The organism is Halomonas colorata, from assembly GCF_014897985.1.
Lineage (GTDB): Bacteria > Pseudomonadota > Gammaproteobacteria > Pseudomonadales > Halomonadaceae > Vreelandella > Vreelandella colorata.
In genome coordinates, this window is record NZ_JABUZA010000003.1 from 162,624 (window position 1) to 180,241 (window position 17,618).

A 17,618-nucleotide genomic window follows, 5' to 3' on the forward strand; every position below is an offset into this window, starting at 1 on the left:
GCAGCCTCAAAAGCCCTGTTACAGGTTTTCAAGTATTTCGATTAGCTGTTCTCCATCCGGTGCGCTTTTTAGAAAAGCCTCCTGGATGGCCGGCTGCATGATCGCTTTCCATGCGGCCTCTTGCTCTTCCGTTAGTGCGGTGACTTCCATACCGTTCTCTTCCAGCGTGTCGATACCCTGCTGGTCCAGACTATTGTCCTGGGGGAGAAGAGGCTTTTCTGCATTCTGAGCAGCCGTCGCGACGATCTCTTGTAGATCTTGCGGCAGCGATTCCCAAAACTGTGGGTTGATGACCAGGTTGGAATAGACCGCAATCATGTTGGAGGCCGTACCGTAGTCTTGAACCTCAAAATAACGTCTGGAGTAGGCGGCCCCGATACTGGTGATGGCCGAGTCCACAACACCGGTCTGGAGTGCTTGATAAGCTTCAGAGCCGGGCATGGAGGTGGGGGAGGCGCCTAGCGCTATCAAGCCTTCATCGAAAATACGGCTAAGGCCCCGAATCTTGATGCCTGAAAAGTCATCCGGTTCGACCAGAGGGGCGTTGTTCGAGGTGAAGATCAGGTTGTTGGAGTCGAGCATCCAGGAGAGATTCTTGACCCCTTTGGCTTCTAGCTTCTGATCCAACAGGTCGGCCGCCTGCGACGAAGGGAAGGCCTCGAGTCTTTCGGCATCCGTCAGCAAATAGGGGATATTGAACACCTGCATTTCGGGGATCGTACCGCCCCAAATCAAACTGATGATGGCGGCTGATTCGATCTGGCCGCGGGCGACGGCGGAGTGAAACTGAGTAGGCCCATACAGCTGGGCACCGCCAAAGATCTCGATCTCTATGCGGCCATCGCTATTGGTTTCTACTTCTTTCTCGAAGCCGTCCAACGCTTGTGCGATGTGGTGGGAGCCGGGGTATTGGTGAGCGACGCGTAGGGTATAGTCGGCAGCGAATGCCGTTCCAATAGAGCTGGCGGCGGCGAGGGCGGTACAGATAATTTTCTGTTTGATTTTCATTATTGACCCTTATTGTGATTATTTCTTTGGCTTTCATCCATTCGATCACGTTGGATGGTTGTAAAGTGACTATTTATCAATCAGCTGGCTGTCAGTCAGACGGTTATCAATTAAGTGGCTGGTAGTTCAAACTGCCTAATATCTCGTTGGTGTGCTCGCCAAGGCGAGCAAGGGGGTGTCGCACCTGGGGGCGGCGCCCGTTCATCATCAGCGGTAACAGGACAACATCGGTCATTTCGCCTGTATCGGTTTGCATAGACATAAGGCCGCCGCTCGCTTTCAAGTGCTCATCGTGCAGCAGCTCATCGGGACGTGTAATAGGGGCATAAGGTAATCCTGCGGCCTCGAGCTTTTTCGTTAGCTCGCCAAGAGGATGATGTCGAAGCGTTTCTCCTAACTGCTCAAGTAGCGTATGGCGTACTGCAAGGCGTTGCTTATTGGTCTGCAACGCTGGGTCCTCAAGCAGGTCATGACGTTCCAGTACTTCGCAGAGAATCTTCCACTGTTTATCACTGACTGCGCCAATGAACAGTTGCTCGTCGTTCGCCACGTTGAAGACGTCATAGACGGTCCATGGTGAGGATCGCGATGGCATGGGGGGCGGGATCTCATCGGTCATGGCTGCGTGTTGCATATGCGGTGCCGACAGAAAAGCGCAGTTTTCGAACAGGGCGCTCTGTATTTCTTGACCTTTGCCTGTGAGGCCGCGCTGCATTAATGCCGAAAGCACACCGATCGCGCCAAACATGCCGCCCATGACATCATTGACCGAGGCGCCCGCACGAAGAGGGCGCCCCTCAGGCCCCGTCATGTAGGCGAGCCCTCCCATCATTTGCACGACTTCATCCAGGGCTAAACGGTTCTCGTAGGGGCCTGGCAGAAATCCTTTATGGGAGACGTAAATCAGACCAGGAAACTGTTTGGAGAGGGCTTCGTAGCCGAGCCCCAATGAATTCATCAGCCCAGGTCGAAAATTCTCGATAAGGACGTCTGATTGCTCGATCAGCTTTAGTAGAGTGGCTTTATCGTCTTCCTGCTTGATATCGAGTACCACGCTTTTCTTGTTGCGGTTGTAGGTGCGGAAAAAGCCCATGCCGATGCCGCTTAATGAGCGTGTTTTGTCGCCTTGGGGGGGCTCTATTTTGATGACTTCGGCGCCTAGATCCGCCAGGATCAAGCCGCAGGTGGGCCCCATCACCATATGGCTGAATTCGATGACGCGGATCCCTTCCAGGGGCAGGGGTTGCTGATCCGATGCGGACGTATTCATGCTTACCTCATTACTCATTAATGCGCAGGTCGTTGGCTTCGAATATTTTAGGGAGTCCTGCGCGCCATAAGGTGCCGTACGTCTCCTCGCTTGACAGCCATTTTGCGACTTTTTCCCTTAATTCAAGTAGTTTCGTTATGTCTATATCGATCTCGTGCTGCATGCTGGATAGCATGAAAGCCAAATCTTCGGTGGCGACGTTACCGCTTGCACCTGGAGAGTTAGGACATCCGCCAATGCCCGCAAGTGATGCGTCAAAGCGAGTAATACCGACTTCTAGAGCGGCGCAAACATTAGCCAGGGCAAGCCCACGGGTATCGTGGAAATGGGCCCGCCAACATTGGTCTCCGACTAATGCGATGACCTGGCTGAAAAGCTCGCTTACCTTCCTTGGGTCGGCGTAGCCAACCGTATCCGCAAGGCTTATGCGATCGGCGCCTGCTTCTAGGGCACTTTGGGACAATCGCAGTACTTCGCTTTTGTCGACGTGACCTTGTAATGAGCACCCAAAGGCTGTTCCGATACCGGCTTCGATGATGGTCGAGGCGCCAGCGGCTTGCTTGGCAGCCTGTATCCGCTCTAGTTCGATCAGCATTTCATCAGGTGTTTTGCGGACATTGGCTAAGCTGTGCTCGTAGCTGGCTGAAATGGGTAACACCATTAAGTCGGCACCACTGTCAATGGCGCGTTCAGCCCCTTTGAGATTAGGCACCAGCACCGATACGAATAGGCCTGGGAGTGTTTTCGCATAAGCCACCAGTTCGGCCGTATCCGCTAGCTGCGGTAATAGCTTTGGAGGTACGAAAGAGCCTACTTCAAGCTCACGAATGCCCGCCTGGTAAGCATTGAGAATCCATTCCTGTTTTTGTTGAGTGGTAAGAATGGTCGCAATACTTTGTAGGCCATCTCGCAAACCGACCTCGTTAATCACAACATGTCTGGAGGTGGATGTGCTCATTATCACTAGCCTTGTTTATGATTAAGTATTAAAAACAAGGTAAGCGAGAGCCTTGATGCAACAAAGTTCAGAATTTTCACCGTGATATTTCTTTGTGGGAAATTTATTTTAAGTTATTGATTTAATTTGTTTTTATTTTTTTTATGCATGCCTTTAAATGGATGTTGTTAGATATTGTTGTTTCAATTTAATACTAAGGTATATATCAGTTTCATGGTCTGTTTTGTTTGCTGTATACCCATTATTGGACAAAATGGACGGGCAGCCCGCTAGGTTGTCTGATCGAGAGTGACAATTTGCTGGATGTTAAGCTTCTTTTACTAAACCCGCTTTTCGGCGATGCTAGCGAATGGCTTCAACGATTCGGGTTTCAGCTTTTTCTGCTAACCGATACCGGGGTGTGCTGGCACTGATGGCGCCTGTTACTTGTCCATCTGCTTCACCAGCCCGCGTTCGAGCGCAAAGTGGTATAACCCCTGCGGGGCGGTATTGTTGAAGTGCGCCGCGCAGGTAAGCCCCATTATCTCGAAAGCCTGGCGATAGCGGGCTACCAGGGTGTCGTTACCAATGATCAGCAGGGCTGGCGATTGCGGTTGATCAAGCTGCATTTTGGCGATTGCTGATACAAGCTCGTTACCAATCAGCATGCCGGAAAGGTAGTCGCTCAGCGCTGAGTGTTCGATGCGTTGGGTTAGCCCCATGGATCTTGCTGTGAAGAGTTGATTCAGCAGGTCGCCGGCTTGCCCCGCTTTGGCTATTTCCAGGCCTGCCTTGAAGGCGGCGTTTGCAGCATCCGGCGTCGCTGGCGCGTCTTGCATCAGGCGGCCGAGAATCGAATGCTGACGCAGGGTGGCGAATACTTCTCCCGTCATGTACGTGGTGAAGCGTTCGATGGTGCCTTGCCTGACCAGCGCCCATTTGGAGTGTGTGCCGGGCAGTACCACGACCGCATTGTCGGTCCACACGGGTTGACCAGCCAGGGCGCCCATGATTTGAGTCTCTTCACCCCGCATGACATCTGGAAGAGCGTCGGCGCTATTGAGCAATACGCCAGGTACGATATGCAGCTTACGGTTATCGGGTAACACTACGCTGCCGGCTTGTGTGGCCAGCGTATTGAGGTCGGCGGGGCATTTTGCATAGGGAGCTTCTGCCCAACCTTGGGCGCTACCCACCATGCCACTGGCGACCAGAGGACGTGCGGTATTCTCTACCAGCCAATCCCCGCAGATTTCGTGCAGGGCGCGTAAAAAACCAGCGGCTCCCGGCTCGGGTAGGTGCTGAATACCATGTGTGCTGTTGCGCTCTTCCAGCTCGTTGCCGTTGGTGTCCATCAGGAATGCTCGCAAGCTGGAGGTACCCCAATCCAGTGCAATGAAATCCTTCGTTTTTAAGGGCATCGTGCTACTCACTTTTAGTGGCTTGGCGCTTATTCAGGGCTTCATCGTAGGCGCGAATGATGGTTTGGGCGCGTGGCGCTATGTCCTTTACGCCATCGCCTGGGCGATACAGGGTGGAGGACATGCCAAAGATCGTAATGCCGTTGTCGATATAGTGCTCGAAGCTATGCTCTGAAATACCGCCGACCGCACCTACCGGCATATCGCTTGGCAGTACCGCGCGAATGGCATTGATACCGCTGACCGACAGTACCGATGCGGGAAAGAACTTAAGTGCTGACGCCCCGGCCTTGGATGCCTGTATGGCTTCTGTGGGCGTGAACACGCCAGGCATGGTCACCAGCCCGAGCTGCACCGCCGTGCTAATCACTTCTGGGTTGGCATTGGGCGTAACCACTAATTTTGCCCCTATATCGGCAAGACGATGACAGTCTTGCGGGTCGAGTACTGTGCCAGCCCCTAACAATGCCTGTTCTCCAAACTCTCGTACGATCATCTCGATCGTTGTAAAAGGAGAGGGTGAGTTTAAGGGGACTTCAATGGCCTCAAAGCCTTCATTCAGCAATGTTTCAACCATTGGCAGGCTTTCTTTTAGATTGATACCACGCAAAATGGCAACGAGAGGGCGCTTGAGTGAAGGCCACGCTGATGGTTGGGGCATGCTTTATTCCTCGGGTGTTTTCCCATGCGCTGCACAGGCGAGTCAATTAGATAGGGCGTCCGCCAAAAGCGGACGCGTAACCGGTCTACATCACCGCGCCGATCTGCCAGGGGACGAATTCCAGATCACCCAGGCCGTTCTGTTCGCTCAGGCTTAACTCACCAGAGGCAATATCGAGCAGCAGGTCGAATATTTCCCGGCCCACTTCTTCGATGGTTCTGCCCTCTGTGATGATGCTGCCCGCATTGATATCCATGTCTTCGCTCATTTGTTCGTACATGGTGGAGTTAGAGGCGATTTTGATAGACGGAGAAGGCTTGCAGCCAAAACAGGAGCCGCGCCCTGTAGTGAAAGCAACAATATTAGACCCAGTGGCCACTTGGCCGGTCACGGATACCGGGTCAAACCCAGGGCTATCCATCATACTGAATCCTTTGCGGGTGGCCGTTTCAGCATACTGCCAGAACCCGGTGAGCGGGGTAGTGCCGCCTTTGGCTACGCTACCCAGCGATTTTTCGAGAATGGTGGTAATCCCTCCTTGAATATTGCCTGGGGAGGGGTTGGCATCAATGGTTCCGCCATTCATTTGGGTATAGTTTTCCCACCAGAGTATGCGTTCAACAAGTTTATTGGCGATGTCTTTATCGGCCGAGCGACGCGTCAATAAATGCTCTGCGCCATAAACTTCTGGAGTTTCTCCTAGAATGGCGCTACCGCCATGGCTGACCAGAAGGTCAACGGCATAGCCCAGGGCAGGGTTGGCCGTAATGCCGGACCAGGCATCCGACCCGCCGCACTGCAGGGCCAGTGTTAATTCAGAAGCAGGGCAAGGCTCGCGTTGGTAAGTGGTTGCGATATCTGCCATTTCGTTAATAGCGAGAATTCCTTGGGAAATCGTCTTACGTATACCGCCTTCGGCTTGAATTGTCATTGTCCGGAAGGTGTCTGAACGATCCAGCTTTTGGGCTTTCAGCAGTGCATTGGTTTGGTTGACCTCACAGCCCAGCCCTATCAGCAGCACGCCCGCGAAGTTGGGGTGTTGCGCATAGCCTTTTATTACCCGTTGAAGGCTATCTAGACCTTCGCTTTGAGCGGTCATGCCGCAGCCCGTGCCGTGCACGAAACTAACCACTCCATCGACCCCGGGCCACTGTTTTAAGACCTCGGGCGTGAAGTGTTCAGCGATAGCCCGCGCAACCGTTGCCGAGCAGTTAACGGTAGTTAGAATGCCGATATAGTTACGGGTGCCTACCTTCCCAGTGGGACGGCAGTATCCTAGGAAAGTGGCGCGTTCTTGCTCTGGCACCATGGCCGCTGGCGAAGCGGCCGTGCAGTATTCGTAATTCTTGTGTGTATTGCGAAACTCAACATTGTGCGTATGTACGTGGTCACCTGAAAAGATGTTCTCCTTTGCGTAGCCAATAATCTGCCCATATTTGAGAACAGGCGTGCCCGCAGTTATTTCAGTAAGCGCTAGCTTATGGCCACGCGGTATATTTATTCGCACGGTAATGTCGTTGATCGTGCTGTCTTTACTGATATCGCGTACCGCAACCGCAACATTGTCATCGTTATTAATAATGATGATGGATCTGGAGGATGCGTTTTGGTCGGATTTAGTAATGATATCCATATGTTAAGAGCCTGAAATAATACTAGGAATGAATAGTGAAATACTGGGAACCAACGTCACTATGAGCAGTGCGAACAGCAGGACAAAGAAGAAGGGCATGGTAGCGCTAACGCAACGTGTGAAGGGCACATTGGCTACTCGGCTAAGCACATAAAGCACCATGCCTAGTGGGGGCGTTAAAAGACCCAACATCAGATTAAGGATCATCACAATGCCAAAATGCACAGGGTCTACCCCAGCGGATACCATGACTGGTAAAAGCACCGGCGTCAGAATTGTGATGGCCGCAATGGTTTCAAGGAAGCAGCCAATAATCAGCAGTAAAACCGTGGCAAGCAGTAGTAATACAATGCGGTTTTCGGTAATGCCGAGTAGTAGTGTAGCCAGCTGTTCTGCCACATGATGCGAGGTCAGTATCCAGGCAAAGAGTGCTGCAGCCCCCACAATGAACAGAATGGCCGCGGTGGTTTCCAACGTTTCGTAGGAGACTGAAATAAATTTTTTGATGGTTAATGTGCGGTAGCAAATACCCAGGAATGTTGCCCATGTCACAGCAGCAATAGCGGCTTCTGTCGGGGTAAATACGCCGAGCAATATGCCTCCAATAATAATAACGGGGGTCAGTAACGAGGGAAGTGCCTGCCAGAACGCCGTAGTGGCGACGGGTAGTGAGAAGCGGGTATCTACCGGGTAGTTTCGTTTCCAGGCATACCAGGCCACCATGAGCATAATCGTGACGGCGAGTAACAGGCCCGGCACAATACCCGCGGCAAATAGCGCGCCGATCGAAACGTTGGCCATGACGCCGTAAATAACGATAGGTAGCGAGGGTGGGATTATAGGACCAATGGTTGATGAGGCTGCTGTAACGCCTACCGCGAAGTCGTCATCATACCCGGCTTCACGCATTGCCTTGATCTCCACGGCACCAAGGCCGCCCGCATCGGCTACGGCCGCGCCCGACATTCCGGCAAAAATGACGCTGGCGCCTACATTGACATGGCCTAACCCGCCAGGTAACCAGCCTACCAACGTGCGCGCAAAATAAAATATTTTGTCGGTTATTTGGGCTGCGTTCATCAGCGCCCCGGCCATGATGAAAAATGGAATGGCAATCAGGGGAAAGCTGTCTATCCCCGCCACCATGCGGTGGGCAGAGAGTAAAGCAGGCACGGAGCCAGTAATGAGAATAAAGAGTAAAGAAGGTAGGCCGATGGCAACAGCAACCGGCGCGCCTGAAATGATCATGGCGAGTACCCCAGCAATGAGTGCGGGGATGGAAAGGCCATAGATGGCGCAAGTAGCAACGATTAACCAGGCAATGCTGGTAACCGCAAGTGAGCACATAGGCGCTTTTGATGCGAGAAGGGATTTCATTATTGGCATGACCTTAGATGGATACGGCTTCGCGTTCACTTAGCCGCCCCAGGAGGCGCTTTATCATGACATTAGCCGCCATCACTCCCATGAGAATGAAGGCAACCATTACCGCGTAGTGAACGATATTTTTGGGCATGGGCAGCGATGCCATGGTGCCGGGAACCCGTTGGGCTGCTCCAAAGGCATACCAGGCGATAGCAAAAAGAAACGCCATGGTGACGAAATCCATGGTGGTCTCTAGCACACGGCGACATAAGATGGGGAGCTTGTCTCTTACTGCTTCAATCGCAATGTGGTTATTGCGCCTAAATAAAGAGACTGATCCGAAATAAGTCGTTGCTACAAGCAGGTAGCGGGCAAGTTCTTCTGTCCAGGCAATTGAAGAGTTGAACAGGTAACGCGAGACAAATTGCAGCACAACCATACTTAGTAGCGCCCAGAAAAGGCTAAGCCCCCACCAGTCGTACAGGCACTCTGGTTTGATATCCTGGTTATCTACCGTGGGGTGAGCGGACTCTTTTTCTTGGCTAATTTGAGTATGGTGGGGTTGAGCGAGTTTTTTGCTCTTATTGGTAATATCAGACATCTCCTCCTCCAGAGGCTACCTATTTAAAAGCTCTGCGCTGGCTTATTGCCAGCGCATGCCTTCAGACATTATTGAATGTCTTGAATTGACTGAAATAATTCCTGATCCCACCGCATATCGTTTGAGGTCAGGTAGGTACGAGCCGCTTCAGCAAAAGCGTCGGTATCAGGTTCAATAACGTTAATCCCTCTTTCGATGAATGCTGTTTTGAGCGTGTCTTCCTCTTCCTGGATGATGCCTATCGATTCTTCAGCTGCTTTTAAGAAAGCGTCTGATACTGCTTGTTGCTGCTCTTCGCTCAGCTTGTCCCAAGCGAACCCGGAGATAACCGGCATCATGTTGTCGATTAAGTGGCCTGTCAGAACTATGTTATCCTGCACTTCATAAAAGCGGTGGGACTGAATGACAGATAGCGGATTCTCTTGGCCATCCACTACGCCTTGTTGAAGTCCTAGGTAAACTTCTGAAAAGGCGATAGGCGTTGGATTAGCGCCAATTGATCTGGGAAAAAGCGCATAAACAGAGGCATCAGGAATTCTGATTTTCATTCCCCTGGCATCTTCAGGCGTATGCACGGGCTTGTTCGCCGTTAGATGGCGCGTGCCGTAGTACCAGACAGAGAGGATATGGTTGCCTGTTTCTTCATGATATTGATTTGCCAGGTTTTCCATCACGTCGCTTTGAGTGAAGCTGGCAAAGTGATCCATATCACGAAACACGTAAGGCGCGGATGTAACGGAGAGATCTGGAACGATAGAACCCAGGAAAGCAGAACCCGGTGACGTGATGTCAACGGTTCCCAAGCTAAGCCCTTCCACTAGCTCTGACTGGCTGCCTAGCGTCCCTGCTGGAAAAAGCTCGATTTTCACTTCTCCATTGGTCGCTTCGGCCACTTCATCAGCTACCTGTTTATATTGAAGTGATAAGGGGTGCGATACCTCCAGAACGTGTCCAAAGCGTAGAGTTGTTTCTGCAAGTACAGTACTGCTACTTAGCGCCAAGCTGATTAATGCCAAGGATCTTACAAACGTTTTCTTCTTCATTGCTTTCTTCATGGTTGACGTTGTCCTTAAGTTATAATTGTCATGCAATGTAAGGTTATTTTCTAAATTATTGTCTGTCAATATAGGCTTTAGTAATTATCATTGCCTGACAATGCTTCGCTATTTGCTTGATTGCCTGTCATTTGCATGATAATTTTGAATATATGACTACATCCTCTAACGTTCCTTCGATCCTTCCTATTGTGCCTACGCAGCGCTTATTCGCGCGTACGGCTGAAAGGATATTTCTGTTAATTCAAGAGCGTGGCTTGGAAGCGGGGCAGAAACTGCCTAGCGAAGCTGAGCTGGTTTCTCTTTTGAATGTGAGCCGTCCGACCATTCGTGAAGCACTTGTTGCCTTGGAGGTTGTTGGTGCTGTTACGGTGCGTAAAAACGTGGGAGCCTTAGTGGGCTCGCAGCAGTATTTCCCTTCTTCTTTGATTGATACCGATGAGGCGGGGCCTTTTGAACAGCTGGAGGCACGCTTTGCGCTTGAACCTGCCTCGGCCGCTTTAGCAGCCCAGCGCCGCGCAGACTATGTATGCGATGCGCTTGAAGAAACGATCGTTTATATGTTGGAAGAACATGCAGAAGGATTTCAGACCGAAATAGGTGACCGAAATTTTCACTTACTTATCGCAAAAGCATGTGGAAATGCGTTAATTGAGCGCTCTATTACTCAGCTTTGGAAAATGCGAGAACGTAGCCAGCTCTGGCCACAGCTTCAGAAGCTAGTGGAAATTCAAAAGTGGCGCTCTAAGGCCGTTTATGAACACATGCGCATTTTAGAAGCTATTCGCCAGCAAGACGCTAAGGCGGCTCATGACGCAATGCTCAAACACTTGGAAAGTGTAAAGAATTCTTTCGATGAGGCTTTTCCGAAGTAAAAAGCGTGTTTTTTGTATACTTCTTCCCTTCTTTTTAACGACACTTCGCTCGTTTTCCTTTGGCTAACATGGGAAGTGCGCGTAGTTTCCTTACCATCGCACTCTTTCATTGCCACACCATCGCTCTCCCTAAGAACGACACTGCTTTAACTTGGCTTGCCGAATATGGTGGCTACATCTAGCGTTAAGCTGTTTTTCCAACATTCGATACTGTAAGTCGAGTGATAGCGCTATGGTGTAAGTAGGCAATTTTTATTCTGTACACCAGCGTTAGGAAAATAAATACAAGGAAACACCATGGCCCAGAGCTTTCAAACGACGCTAGGCAGCCGCCATTATCGCTTTAAAAGCCTTGCCGAACTGATGGCCAAAGCAACCCCGGCTCGCTCGGGCGATCGGTTGGCCGGTGTAATTGCCGAAAGCGCGGAAGAGCGCGTGGTCGCGCAGATGGTTCTGGCGGATCTGCCGCTCACCACCTTTCTAAACGAAGCGCTGGTGCCCTACGAGCAAGATGAAATCACCCGGCTGATTATCGATGACCATGACGCCGAGGCCTTTGCGCCCATCCAGAATTTAACGGTGGGAGATTTTCGTAACTGGTTGCTTTCGGACCAGGCAACTTCAGAAGCCCTGAGCGACGTTCGCTCTGGCATTACCCCGGAAATGGCTGCGGCGGTAAGCAAGTTGATGCGCAATCAGGATCTGATTCTGGTGGGCAAGAAATGCCGGGTCGTTACGGCGTTTCGTAACACCATCGGCCTGCCGGGGCGGCTTTCTACTCGACTACAGCCCAATCACCCGACGGATGATGTTACCGGCATTGCCGCGAGCATTCTGGATGGTCTGTTATACGGCAGCGGCGACGCGGTGATCGGGATTAATCCGGCGACTGATAACGTCGCCCAGAGCGTGAAGCTGATGCGCCTGATGGATGACGTGATTCAGAAGTATCAGATTCCTACCCAATCCTGCGTGCTTACCCATGTGACCAATACGTTGGAGGCAATCGAGCAGGGCGCCCCGGTGGATCTGGTGTTTCAGTCGATTGGCGGTACCGAAGCGACCAACCGCAGTTTTGGATTCGATTTAAGCATTCTGGCCGAGGCTGAAGCAGCGGCACAGTCGCTTAATCGGGGAACGGTAGGGCGCAACGTCATGTACTTTGAAACCGGCCAGGGAAGCGCGCTTTCTGCTGATGCTCATCACGGGCTTGACCAGCAGACCTGCGAGGCTCGCGCCTATGCGGTCGCGCGTAAATTCAACCCACTGCTGGTCAATACGGTCGTCGGTTTTATCGGCCCCGAGTACTTATTCGATGGTAAAGAGATCACCCGAGCCGGGCTTGAGGATCATTTCTGCGGCAAGCTTCTGGGCGTGCCCATGGGCTGTGATGTCTGTTACACCAACCACGCCGAAGCCGACCAGAACGATATGGATAACCTGCTGACCCTGTTGGGCGTGGCGGGCTGCAATTTCGTGATGGGCATTCCAGGTTCTGACGACATCATGCTCAATTACCAGACCACCTCGTTTCACGATGCGCTCTACGCCCGCCGGGTGCTCGGGCTCAAAGTCGCGCCCGAGTTCGAGCGCTGGCTTACCGAGATGCAGATTTTCCAAGATGTGAAAACGCACCGGCTAAACGACCAGTTGCCCGCCGCGTTTGCCAACAGCCTGCGCCACCTGCCCAAGGAGCCGCGTCATGACGTCTAACAAGCCTATCGTGGTTGAAAACCCCTGGGAGCGGCTGCGTGCGTTTACCGATGCGCGCATTGGCTTGGGCCGTGCAGGTGTCAGCCTGCCCACCGGCAAGCTGCTGGAGTTCCAGCTGGCCCACGCCCAGGCACAGGACGCGGTGCACTGCCCGCTGGATGTCGAGGCACTGGCTCAGCAGTTGCAAGAAGCCTTTGCGCTTGAGCATGAGCCGCTTCGCTTGCACAGCCAAGTGGAGGATCGCGCCATGTATCTCCAACGCCCCGATTTTGGCCGCAAGCTGAATGATGAGTCGCGCGAGCGTTTGGAAGCCGTAGCTTCGCAGTCCCGCGTGGACTTGGCTGTGGTGGTCGTGGATGGGCTTTCCGCGTTGGCAGTCCAGCAGAACAGCCAGCCGTTTTTAAAAGCGCTTTATCAACAGTTTGAGCAGGATAGCGCTGAGTGGCAGCTGGCACCGCTCACTATTATCGAGCAGGGCCGGGTGGCGATTGGCGATGAAATTGGCGCACTGCTCAATGCCGATGCGGTATTGGTAATGATTGGCGAGCGCCCGGGGCTTAGCTCGCCGGACAGCCTGGGGCTTTATATGACCTGGGCGCCGGAGCCCGGGCTCAAGGATGACCGGCGCAACTGTATTTCCAACGTGCGCCCCGCCGGGCTGCAAATGGATGAAGCTGCCAGACGGCTATTTCTGCTCTTGAAAGAGGCGCGTCAGAAAAAGCTTTCCGGCGTCAAACTCAAAGACCGCAGCGAGGATAACGTGCTGGAAGGCGACTCCGCTGCGCCGGGCTCAACGCAGAATTTTCTGGTCGCTGATTAAACTCAAACGTATCACTGCTTGGCTTTGTACGAAAAGTCGCTGAGCGAAGGCCAGACAAGGCAAAAATCAGCGAAAAAACGGAGTTTACATGTGTAAATGAGTATTTTGAGCTGATTTTTAACGCCGTCTGGTCGAGCGCAAGCAGTTTTCGTACAAAGCCTAATAACAATAGAGGACTTGGCATAACAGCCTGACAGCACGCCGCTGACATTCGCTTCGTTCCTCACTAAAAGGGCAAGACAATGACACAATCTTCTGTTGATCAGGCGTACCTGGCCAAGCGCCAGCTGCGTAGAGGCACCGCTGGCTGGCTACTTCTGGCAGGGCTTGGGGTGTCCTACGTTATATCGGGTGATTTCGCGGGGTGGAACTTTGGCATCGCCGAGGCCGGGTGGGGCGGGTTTGCGATTGCCGCCTGTTTAATGGCCTTGATGTATCTGGCGTTGGTGCTATCGCTTGCCGAGATGTCCGCCGCGATTCCCGCCGCCGGAGGTGGCTACAGCTTTGCCCGCCAGGCGATGGGGCCGGCCGGGGGCTATTTAACCGGGCTGGCGGTACTCATCGAGTACGCTCTGGCGCCCGCCGCGATCGTGATTTTTATTGGCTCCGCGGTGGAAGCCCTCACCGGCCTGGATGGGCCGCTGGTGTATCTGCTGTTTTATGCGGCCTTTATCGGCATTCACCTGGCAGGGGTTGGGGAAGCGCTAAAGGTGATGATGGTGATCAGCGGCTTGGCCGTGTTTGCCATTTTGGCCACGGCGGTAGCGCTGATCGGCAGTTTCGATGCGGACAATCTATTCGATATTGCGCCCACTGACGCGGCCGGCGCCAGCACCTTTATGCCCTATGGCTGGTACGGTATCTGGGCGGCGCTGCCGTTTGGCATGTGGCTTTTTTTAGCCGTGGAAGGCGTACCGCTTGCCGCAGAAGAGGCCAAAGACCCCGCACGCGATATGCCCAGGGGGATTATTGCTGCGATGCTGTTCTTGCTCTTCACAGCCTTGCTGGTCGTGGTATTGCTGGCCGGAGCCGCAGGGGCTGAAATGATCGGCCAAAGCGGTGTGCCGCTGGTGGATGCACTTAACGCGGCGGGTAACCCAACGCTTGCTACGCTGGTTAACGTGCTGGGGCTGGCGGGCCTGATCGCCTCGTTCTTCTCGATTATTTATGGCTATAGCCGCCTGGTGTTTGCGCTTTCCCGAGCGGGTTACCTACCGAAAAAGCTGTCGCTGACTAGCAGCCGAAAAGTGCCTTACCTGGCGCTGATCGTGCCGGGCATCTTCGGCTTTCTGGCCTCGTTAAGCGGAGAGGGCGATCTGATCCTGGCGATGGCCGTGGTGGGCGCCACGCTTTCCTATGCGCTGATGGCACTTAGCCATATTCTGCTGCGCCTTAAGCGCCCCGACCTGCCGCGGCCCTATAAAACACCTGGGGGTATCGTCACGTCGTCTATCGCCCTAGTGCTGGCGCTGGTCGCCCTCACCGGCGTTTACGCGTTTGATCCGCGTGCATTTAATTACACCATCGTGCTGTTTATCATCGGTGCGGCGTATTACTTCCTGTACAGCAAGAACAAGCTGGTGGCGAAAACCGCCGAGGAGGAGTTTGCGCTGGTCATCGCCGAGCCGGACGTAACTCCCGCCACGCCAGAGCCGGCAATATCTGGCGCAAAACCGTAACGCGGCCGTCTTGCTGATAAAGCCCCCGCGCTCAATAGCCCGGGGGCTTTGCACCGTATAGGCTGGGGGAAAACGCCAAGAGATTCGCCTGTGAAAACCACGCCCGCCGACCGCCTGGCCGCCACCATTCTGCACGGTTTTGAAGCGTATCGAACGCGCTTTAAAGCCATCACCCAAGACGCCCATCGGCGGTTTCGCGAGGGCGCTTGGCGGGAAGGGCAGCAGGCCTCGGTTGATCGCATTAACCTCTATCAGCAGAAGGTCCAGGAGGGGCTGGCGAGCCTTAAACAGGCGTTTTCAGAAGACACGTTGGCCCACTGCGACCTGTGGCGCGAGGCGCGCGATCAGTATGCCGAGCGGATCAGCCAGCGGCTGGATTACGAACTGGCCGAGACGTTCTTCAATTCGCTGTTTTGCGCCGTGTTCAACCATCGCCATATCCGCAACGACTGGATGTTTGTAGAAAGCTCTCGAGCCGACGCCGCGCACCGTTCGGGGATCGAACTATGTCGCCGCCACCGGGTCGGCGGTGATTGGCAAAATGCTTTGACCTGGGCACTGGACGGCGCCGGGCTTGAAAACCCCTTCGCCGATATGGCTAGCGATACACGCCTGGGCGCGGCGCGTCTGGCAGAGCTTCTGCCCGCCGCCATCGCTCACGCCGAAGACGCCGAGCTTGAGCTGCTCAACAGCATTTTCTACCGCAACAAGGGCGCCTATCTGGTGGGGCGGATAAGTGGCGGCGGCCAGCACGTACCGCTGGTACTGCCTATCCGCCACAGCGAACGCTTTGATGAACAGGCGGGCGCGGACCCCGGGCTGCATCTGGATACCGTGCTGATCGACTCCGACGATGTGGCGATAATTTTCTCGTTCACCCGCGCCTACTTTCAGGTAGATGTAGCGGTGCCCGGCGAGTTTGTCGATTACCTCCAGACGCTGATGCCCCATAAACCGGCCGGTGAGCTGTATGCAGCCATTGGTTTTTTCAAGCACGGCAAAACCGAGTTCTTTCGTGCCCTGAACCGCCAGGTCGCCAAGCGCGAAGACCAGTTCGTGATTGCCCCGGGCGTGCGCGGCATGGTGATGGCGGTGTTTGTGCTACCGAGTTTTCGCATGGTATTCAAGGTCATCAAGGACAAGTTTGACCCCGCCAAGGACGTGACACATGCCGTGGTGCGCGAAAAGTACCGTCTGGTAAAGCGCCACGACCGGGTGGGACGCATGGCCGACACTCAGGAGTTCTCCAACTTCACGGTCCGCAAGGATCATTTCGCCCCCGAGTGTTTGGCCCACCTGCTGGACGTTGCGCCCTCTACGGTTTATTTAAAAGGCGAGAAAGTCATCATCAAGCACTGCTATACCGAGCGCATGATGACCCCGCTGAATATTTACCTGGAGCAGTGCAGTCATGAGGCGCAGCTGGCCGTGCTCAAGGACTACGGCGATGCCATCAAGCAGATGGCGGCGGCCAATATTTTTCCCGGCGATATGCTGCTTAAAAACTTTGGCGTTACGCGCCAGGGGCGGGTGATCTTCTACGACTACGATGAAGTGTGCTATCTCACCGAATGCCACTTTCGCGCCATTCCTGTCTCAAGCGATGGCGATTACCTGAGCGGTGGAAATGAAAGCTTCTCCATTGGCCCGAACGATATCTTTCCCGAGGAGTTTGGCCCGTTCATGTTTGCCAACCCGGAGCGGCTGCGGATTTTCAAGACCTTCCATCCCGAGCTCTTCGAGGTCAGCTACTGGCAGGGCCTGCAGCAGGCCATTGTCGATGGCCGTATCATTGACGTGTACCCTTATGGAAACGAGCAGCGCTTTGTAGACGCTGAACAGCAACTGCGGTAAAGCAGCGAGGTAATCATGACGACAGCGCGCCATCTGGTGGTATTTACCGGCTCGGGGATCAGCGCCGAAAGTGGTATCAAGACATTTCGCGCAAGCGACGGGCTGTGGGAAGACCATCCGGTTGAAGAGGTGGCCACGCCGCAAGGCTGGCAGCGTGACCCCGAGCGCGTATTGGGTTTTTATAACCAGCGCCGCGACCAGATCCGCAAGGCCAAGCCCAACGCGGCGCACCGTGCGCTGGCAAGCCTTGAGCAGGCGGGCTTCAAGGTCACCATCATCACCCAGAACATCGATGACCTGCACGAGCGGGCAGGCTCCAGCCAGGTGATTCACCTGCATGGAGAAGTACTCAATGCGCGCTCCAGTGTAGATGAGCGCATGCGCTATCCGCTGAAAGGCAATATTGTGCTGGGCGATGTGTGCGATAAAGGCAGCCAGCTGCGCCCGGATGTGGTCTGGTTTGGCGAAGCCGTACCGCTGTTTGAAGAGGCCTGTGAGATTGCCACCCAGGCAGATTTCTTGCTGGTGGTGGGCACGTCGCTTGCGGTGATGCCGGCCGCGTCGCTACTCTCTTACATCGACTACGATACGCCGTGCGCGCTGATTGACCCTGATGCCGATGCGCTGAGCCCACCCGGCGTGGCGGCCATCAACGCCACCGCCGGGGAGGGCGTGCCTGCCTTGGTGGAACAATGGAAAGCACGCGGTAAGCTGTTGCTACCGTAA

The 17,618-nt window shown here is 53.9% G+C and carries 15 protein-coding genes; 6 read left to right on the forward strand and 9 right to left on the reverse strand.

Translation table 11 applies throughout. The features are described from left to right. Positions 1 to 18: 18 nt before the first annotated feature. The 9 genes from dctP to INT33_RS03090 form a co-directional block, all read right to left on the reverse strand. Complete coding sequence (dctP, locus tag INT33_RS03050) at positions 19 to 1,008, reverse strand: TRAP transporter substrate-binding protein DctP (RefSeq protein ID WP_193091056.1); 990 nt, start codon at positions 1,006 to 1,008, stop codon at positions 19 to 21. Positions 1,009 to 1,114: 106 nt separating this feature from the next. After that, positions 1,115 to 2,278 carry a CaiB/BaiF CoA transferase family protein gene (locus INT33_RS03055; protein ID WP_193091057.1) on the reverse strand — a complete coding sequence of 388 codons (1,164 nt, stop codon included), beginning with the start codon at positions 2,276 to 2,278 and terminating at the stop codon, positions 1,115 to 1,117. 10 nt (positions 2,279 to 2,288) lie between these two features. Continuing rightward, entirely contained in the window at positions 2,289 to 3,236 is a 948-nt protein-coding gene (locus tag INT33_RS03060; RefSeq protein ID WP_193091058.1) for a hydroxymethylglutaryl-CoA lyase, read from the reverse strand. 422 nt (positions 3,237 to 3,658) lie between these two features. Then, on the reverse strand, positions 3,659 to 4,636 hold the full coding sequence (locus tag INT33_RS03065) for a 2-dehydro-3-deoxygalactonokinase (RefSeq protein WP_193091059.1): 978 nt from the start codon (positions 4,634 to 4,636) through the stop codon (positions 3,659 to 3,661). A gap of 4 nt (positions 4,637 to 4,640) precedes the next feature. Beyond that, positions 4,641 to 5,297 (reverse strand): 2-dehydro-3-deoxy-6-phosphogalactonate aldolase, encoded by a 657-nt coding sequence (locus tag INT33_RS03070; RefSeq protein ID WP_193091060.1) that lies wholly within the window; start codon positions 5,295 to 5,297, stop codon positions 4,641 to 4,643. Between the two features lie 85 nt (positions 5,298 to 5,382). After that, complete coding sequence (locus tag INT33_RS03075; RefSeq protein ID WP_193091061.1) at positions 5,383 to 6,930, reverse strand: UxaA family hydrolase; 1,548 nt, start codon at positions 6,928 to 6,930, stop codon at positions 5,383 to 5,385. A gap of 3 nt (positions 6,931 to 6,933) precedes the next feature. After that, the gene (locus INT33_RS03080; protein ID WP_226940044.1) at positions 6,934 to 8,307 is read right to left on the reverse strand and encodes a TRAP transporter large permease; all 1,374 of its coding nucleotides are present in this window, start codon (positions 8,305 to 8,307) and stop codon (positions 6,934 to 6,936) included. A gap of 13 nt (positions 8,308 to 8,320) precedes the next feature. Continuing rightward, entirely contained in the window at positions 8,321 to 8,896 is a 576-nt protein-coding gene (locus INT33_RS03085) for a TRAP transporter small permease (protein ID WP_193091062.1), read from the reverse strand. Positions 8,897 to 8,964: 68 nt separating this feature from the next. Continuing rightward, the gene (locus tag INT33_RS03090) at positions 8,965 to 9,951 is read right to left on the reverse strand and encodes a sialic acid TRAP transporter substrate-binding protein SiaP (RefSeq protein WP_193091063.1); all 987 of its coding nucleotides are present in this window, start codon (positions 9,949 to 9,951) and stop codon (positions 8,965 to 8,967) included. 152 nt (positions 9,952 to 10,103) lie between these two features. On the opposite strand from INT33_RS03090, the gene INT33_RS03095 reads away from it, so the two are divergent. The 6 genes from INT33_RS03095 (at position 10,104) to INT33_RS03120 (ending at position 17,618) form a co-directional block, all read left to right on the forward strand. Further along, positions 10,104 to 10,826 (forward strand): FadR/GntR family transcriptional regulator, encoded by a 723-nt coding sequence (locus tag INT33_RS03095; protein WP_226940056.1) that lies wholly within the window; start codon positions 10,104 to 10,106, stop codon positions 10,824 to 10,826. Positions 10,827 to 11,123: 297 nt separating this feature from the next. Further along, complete coding sequence (locus INT33_RS03100; protein ID WP_193091065.1) at positions 11,124 to 12,539, forward strand: ethanolamine ammonia-lyase subunit EutB; 1,416 nt, start codon at positions 11,124 to 11,126, stop codon at positions 12,537 to 12,539. Further along, positions 12,529 to 13,359, forward strand: a complete 831-nt coding sequence (gene eutC, locus INT33_RS03105; RefSeq protein WP_193091066.1) for an ethanolamine ammonia-lyase subunit EutC — start codon at positions 12,529 to 12,531, stop codon at positions 13,357 to 13,359. The genes INT33_RS03100 and eutC overlap by 11 nt, the downstream gene beginning before the upstream one ends. 242 nt (positions 13,360 to 13,601) lie before the next feature. After that, positions 13,602 to 15,038, forward strand: a complete 1,437-nt coding sequence (gene eat / locus INT33_RS03110; protein ID WP_193091067.1) for an ethanolamine permease — start codon at positions 13,602 to 13,604, stop codon at positions 15,036 to 15,038. A 90-nt stretch (positions 15,039 to 15,128) separates the two neighbouring features. Continuing rightward, positions 15,129 to 16,892, forward strand: coding sequence for a bifunctional isocitrate dehydrogenase kinase/phosphatase (gene aceK, locus INT33_RS03115; protein WP_193091068.1), 1,764 nt, complete (start codon positions 15,129 to 15,131; stop codon positions 16,890 to 16,892). Positions 16,893 to 16,907: 15 nt separating this feature from the next. After that, positions 16,908 to 17,618: an SIR2 family NAD-dependent protein deacylase gene (locus INT33_RS03120; RefSeq protein WP_193091069.1), complete on the forward strand. Its 711-nt coding sequence runs from the start codon at positions 16,908 to 16,910 to the stop codon at positions 17,616 to 17,618.

Excerpts from the sequence above, each read along its gene's own strand:
- dctP (WP_193091056.1), bottom strand. The coding sequence starts at position 1,008 with ATGAAAATCAAACAGAAAATTATCTGTACCGCCCTCGCCGCCGCCAGC.
- INT33_RS03060 (WP_193091058.1), bottom strand. The coding sequence starts at position 3,236 with ATGAGCACATCCACCTCCAGACATGTTGTGATTAACGAGGTCGGTTTG.
- INT33_RS03075 (WP_193091061.1), bottom strand. The coding sequence starts at position 6,930 with ATGGATATCATTACTAAATCCGACCAAAACGCATCCTCCAGATCCATC.
- INT33_RS03080 (WP_226940044.1), bottom strand. The coding sequence starts at position 8,307 with ATGAAATCCCTTCTCGCATCAAAAGCGCCTATGTGCTCACTTGCGGTT.
- INT33_RS03065 (WP_193091059.1), bottom strand. The coding sequence starts at position 4,636 with ATGCCCTTAAAAACGAAGGATTTCATTGCACTGGATTGGGGTACCTCC.
- eat (WP_193091067.1), top strand. The coding sequence starts at position 13,602 with ATGACACAATCTTCTGTTGATCAGGCGTACCTGGCCAAGCGCCAGCTG.
- INT33_RS03055 (WP_193091057.1), bottom strand. The coding sequence starts at position 2,278 with ATGAATACGTCCGCATCGGATCAGCAACCCCTGCCCCTGGAAGGGATC.
- INT33_RS03090 (WP_193091063.1), bottom strand. The coding sequence starts at position 9,951 with ATGAAGAAAGCAATGAAGAAGAAAACGTTTGTAAGATCCTTGGCATTA.
- INT33_RS03120 (WP_193091069.1), top strand. The coding sequence starts at position 16,908 with ATGACGACAGCGCGCCATCTGGTGGTATTTACCGGCTCGGGGATCAGC.
- INT33_RS03070 (WP_193091060.1), bottom strand. The coding sequence starts at position 5,297 with ATGCCCCAACCATCAGCGTGGCCTTCACTCAAGCGCCCTCTCGTTGCC.
- eutC (WP_193091066.1), top strand. The coding sequence starts at position 12,529 with ATGACGTCTAACAAGCCTATCGTGGTTGAAAACCCCTGGGAGCGGCTG.
- INT33_RS03100 (WP_193091065.1), top strand. The coding sequence starts at position 11,124 with ATGGCCCAGAGCTTTCAAACGACGCTAGGCAGCCGCCATTATCGCTTT.
- INT33_RS03085 (WP_193091062.1), bottom strand. The coding sequence starts at position 8,896 with ATGTCTGATATTACCAATAAGAGCAAAAAACTCGCTCAACCCCACCAT.
- INT33_RS03095 (WP_226940056.1), top strand. The coding sequence starts at position 10,104 with ATGACTACATCCTCTAACGTTCCTTCGATCCTTCCTATTGTGCCTACG.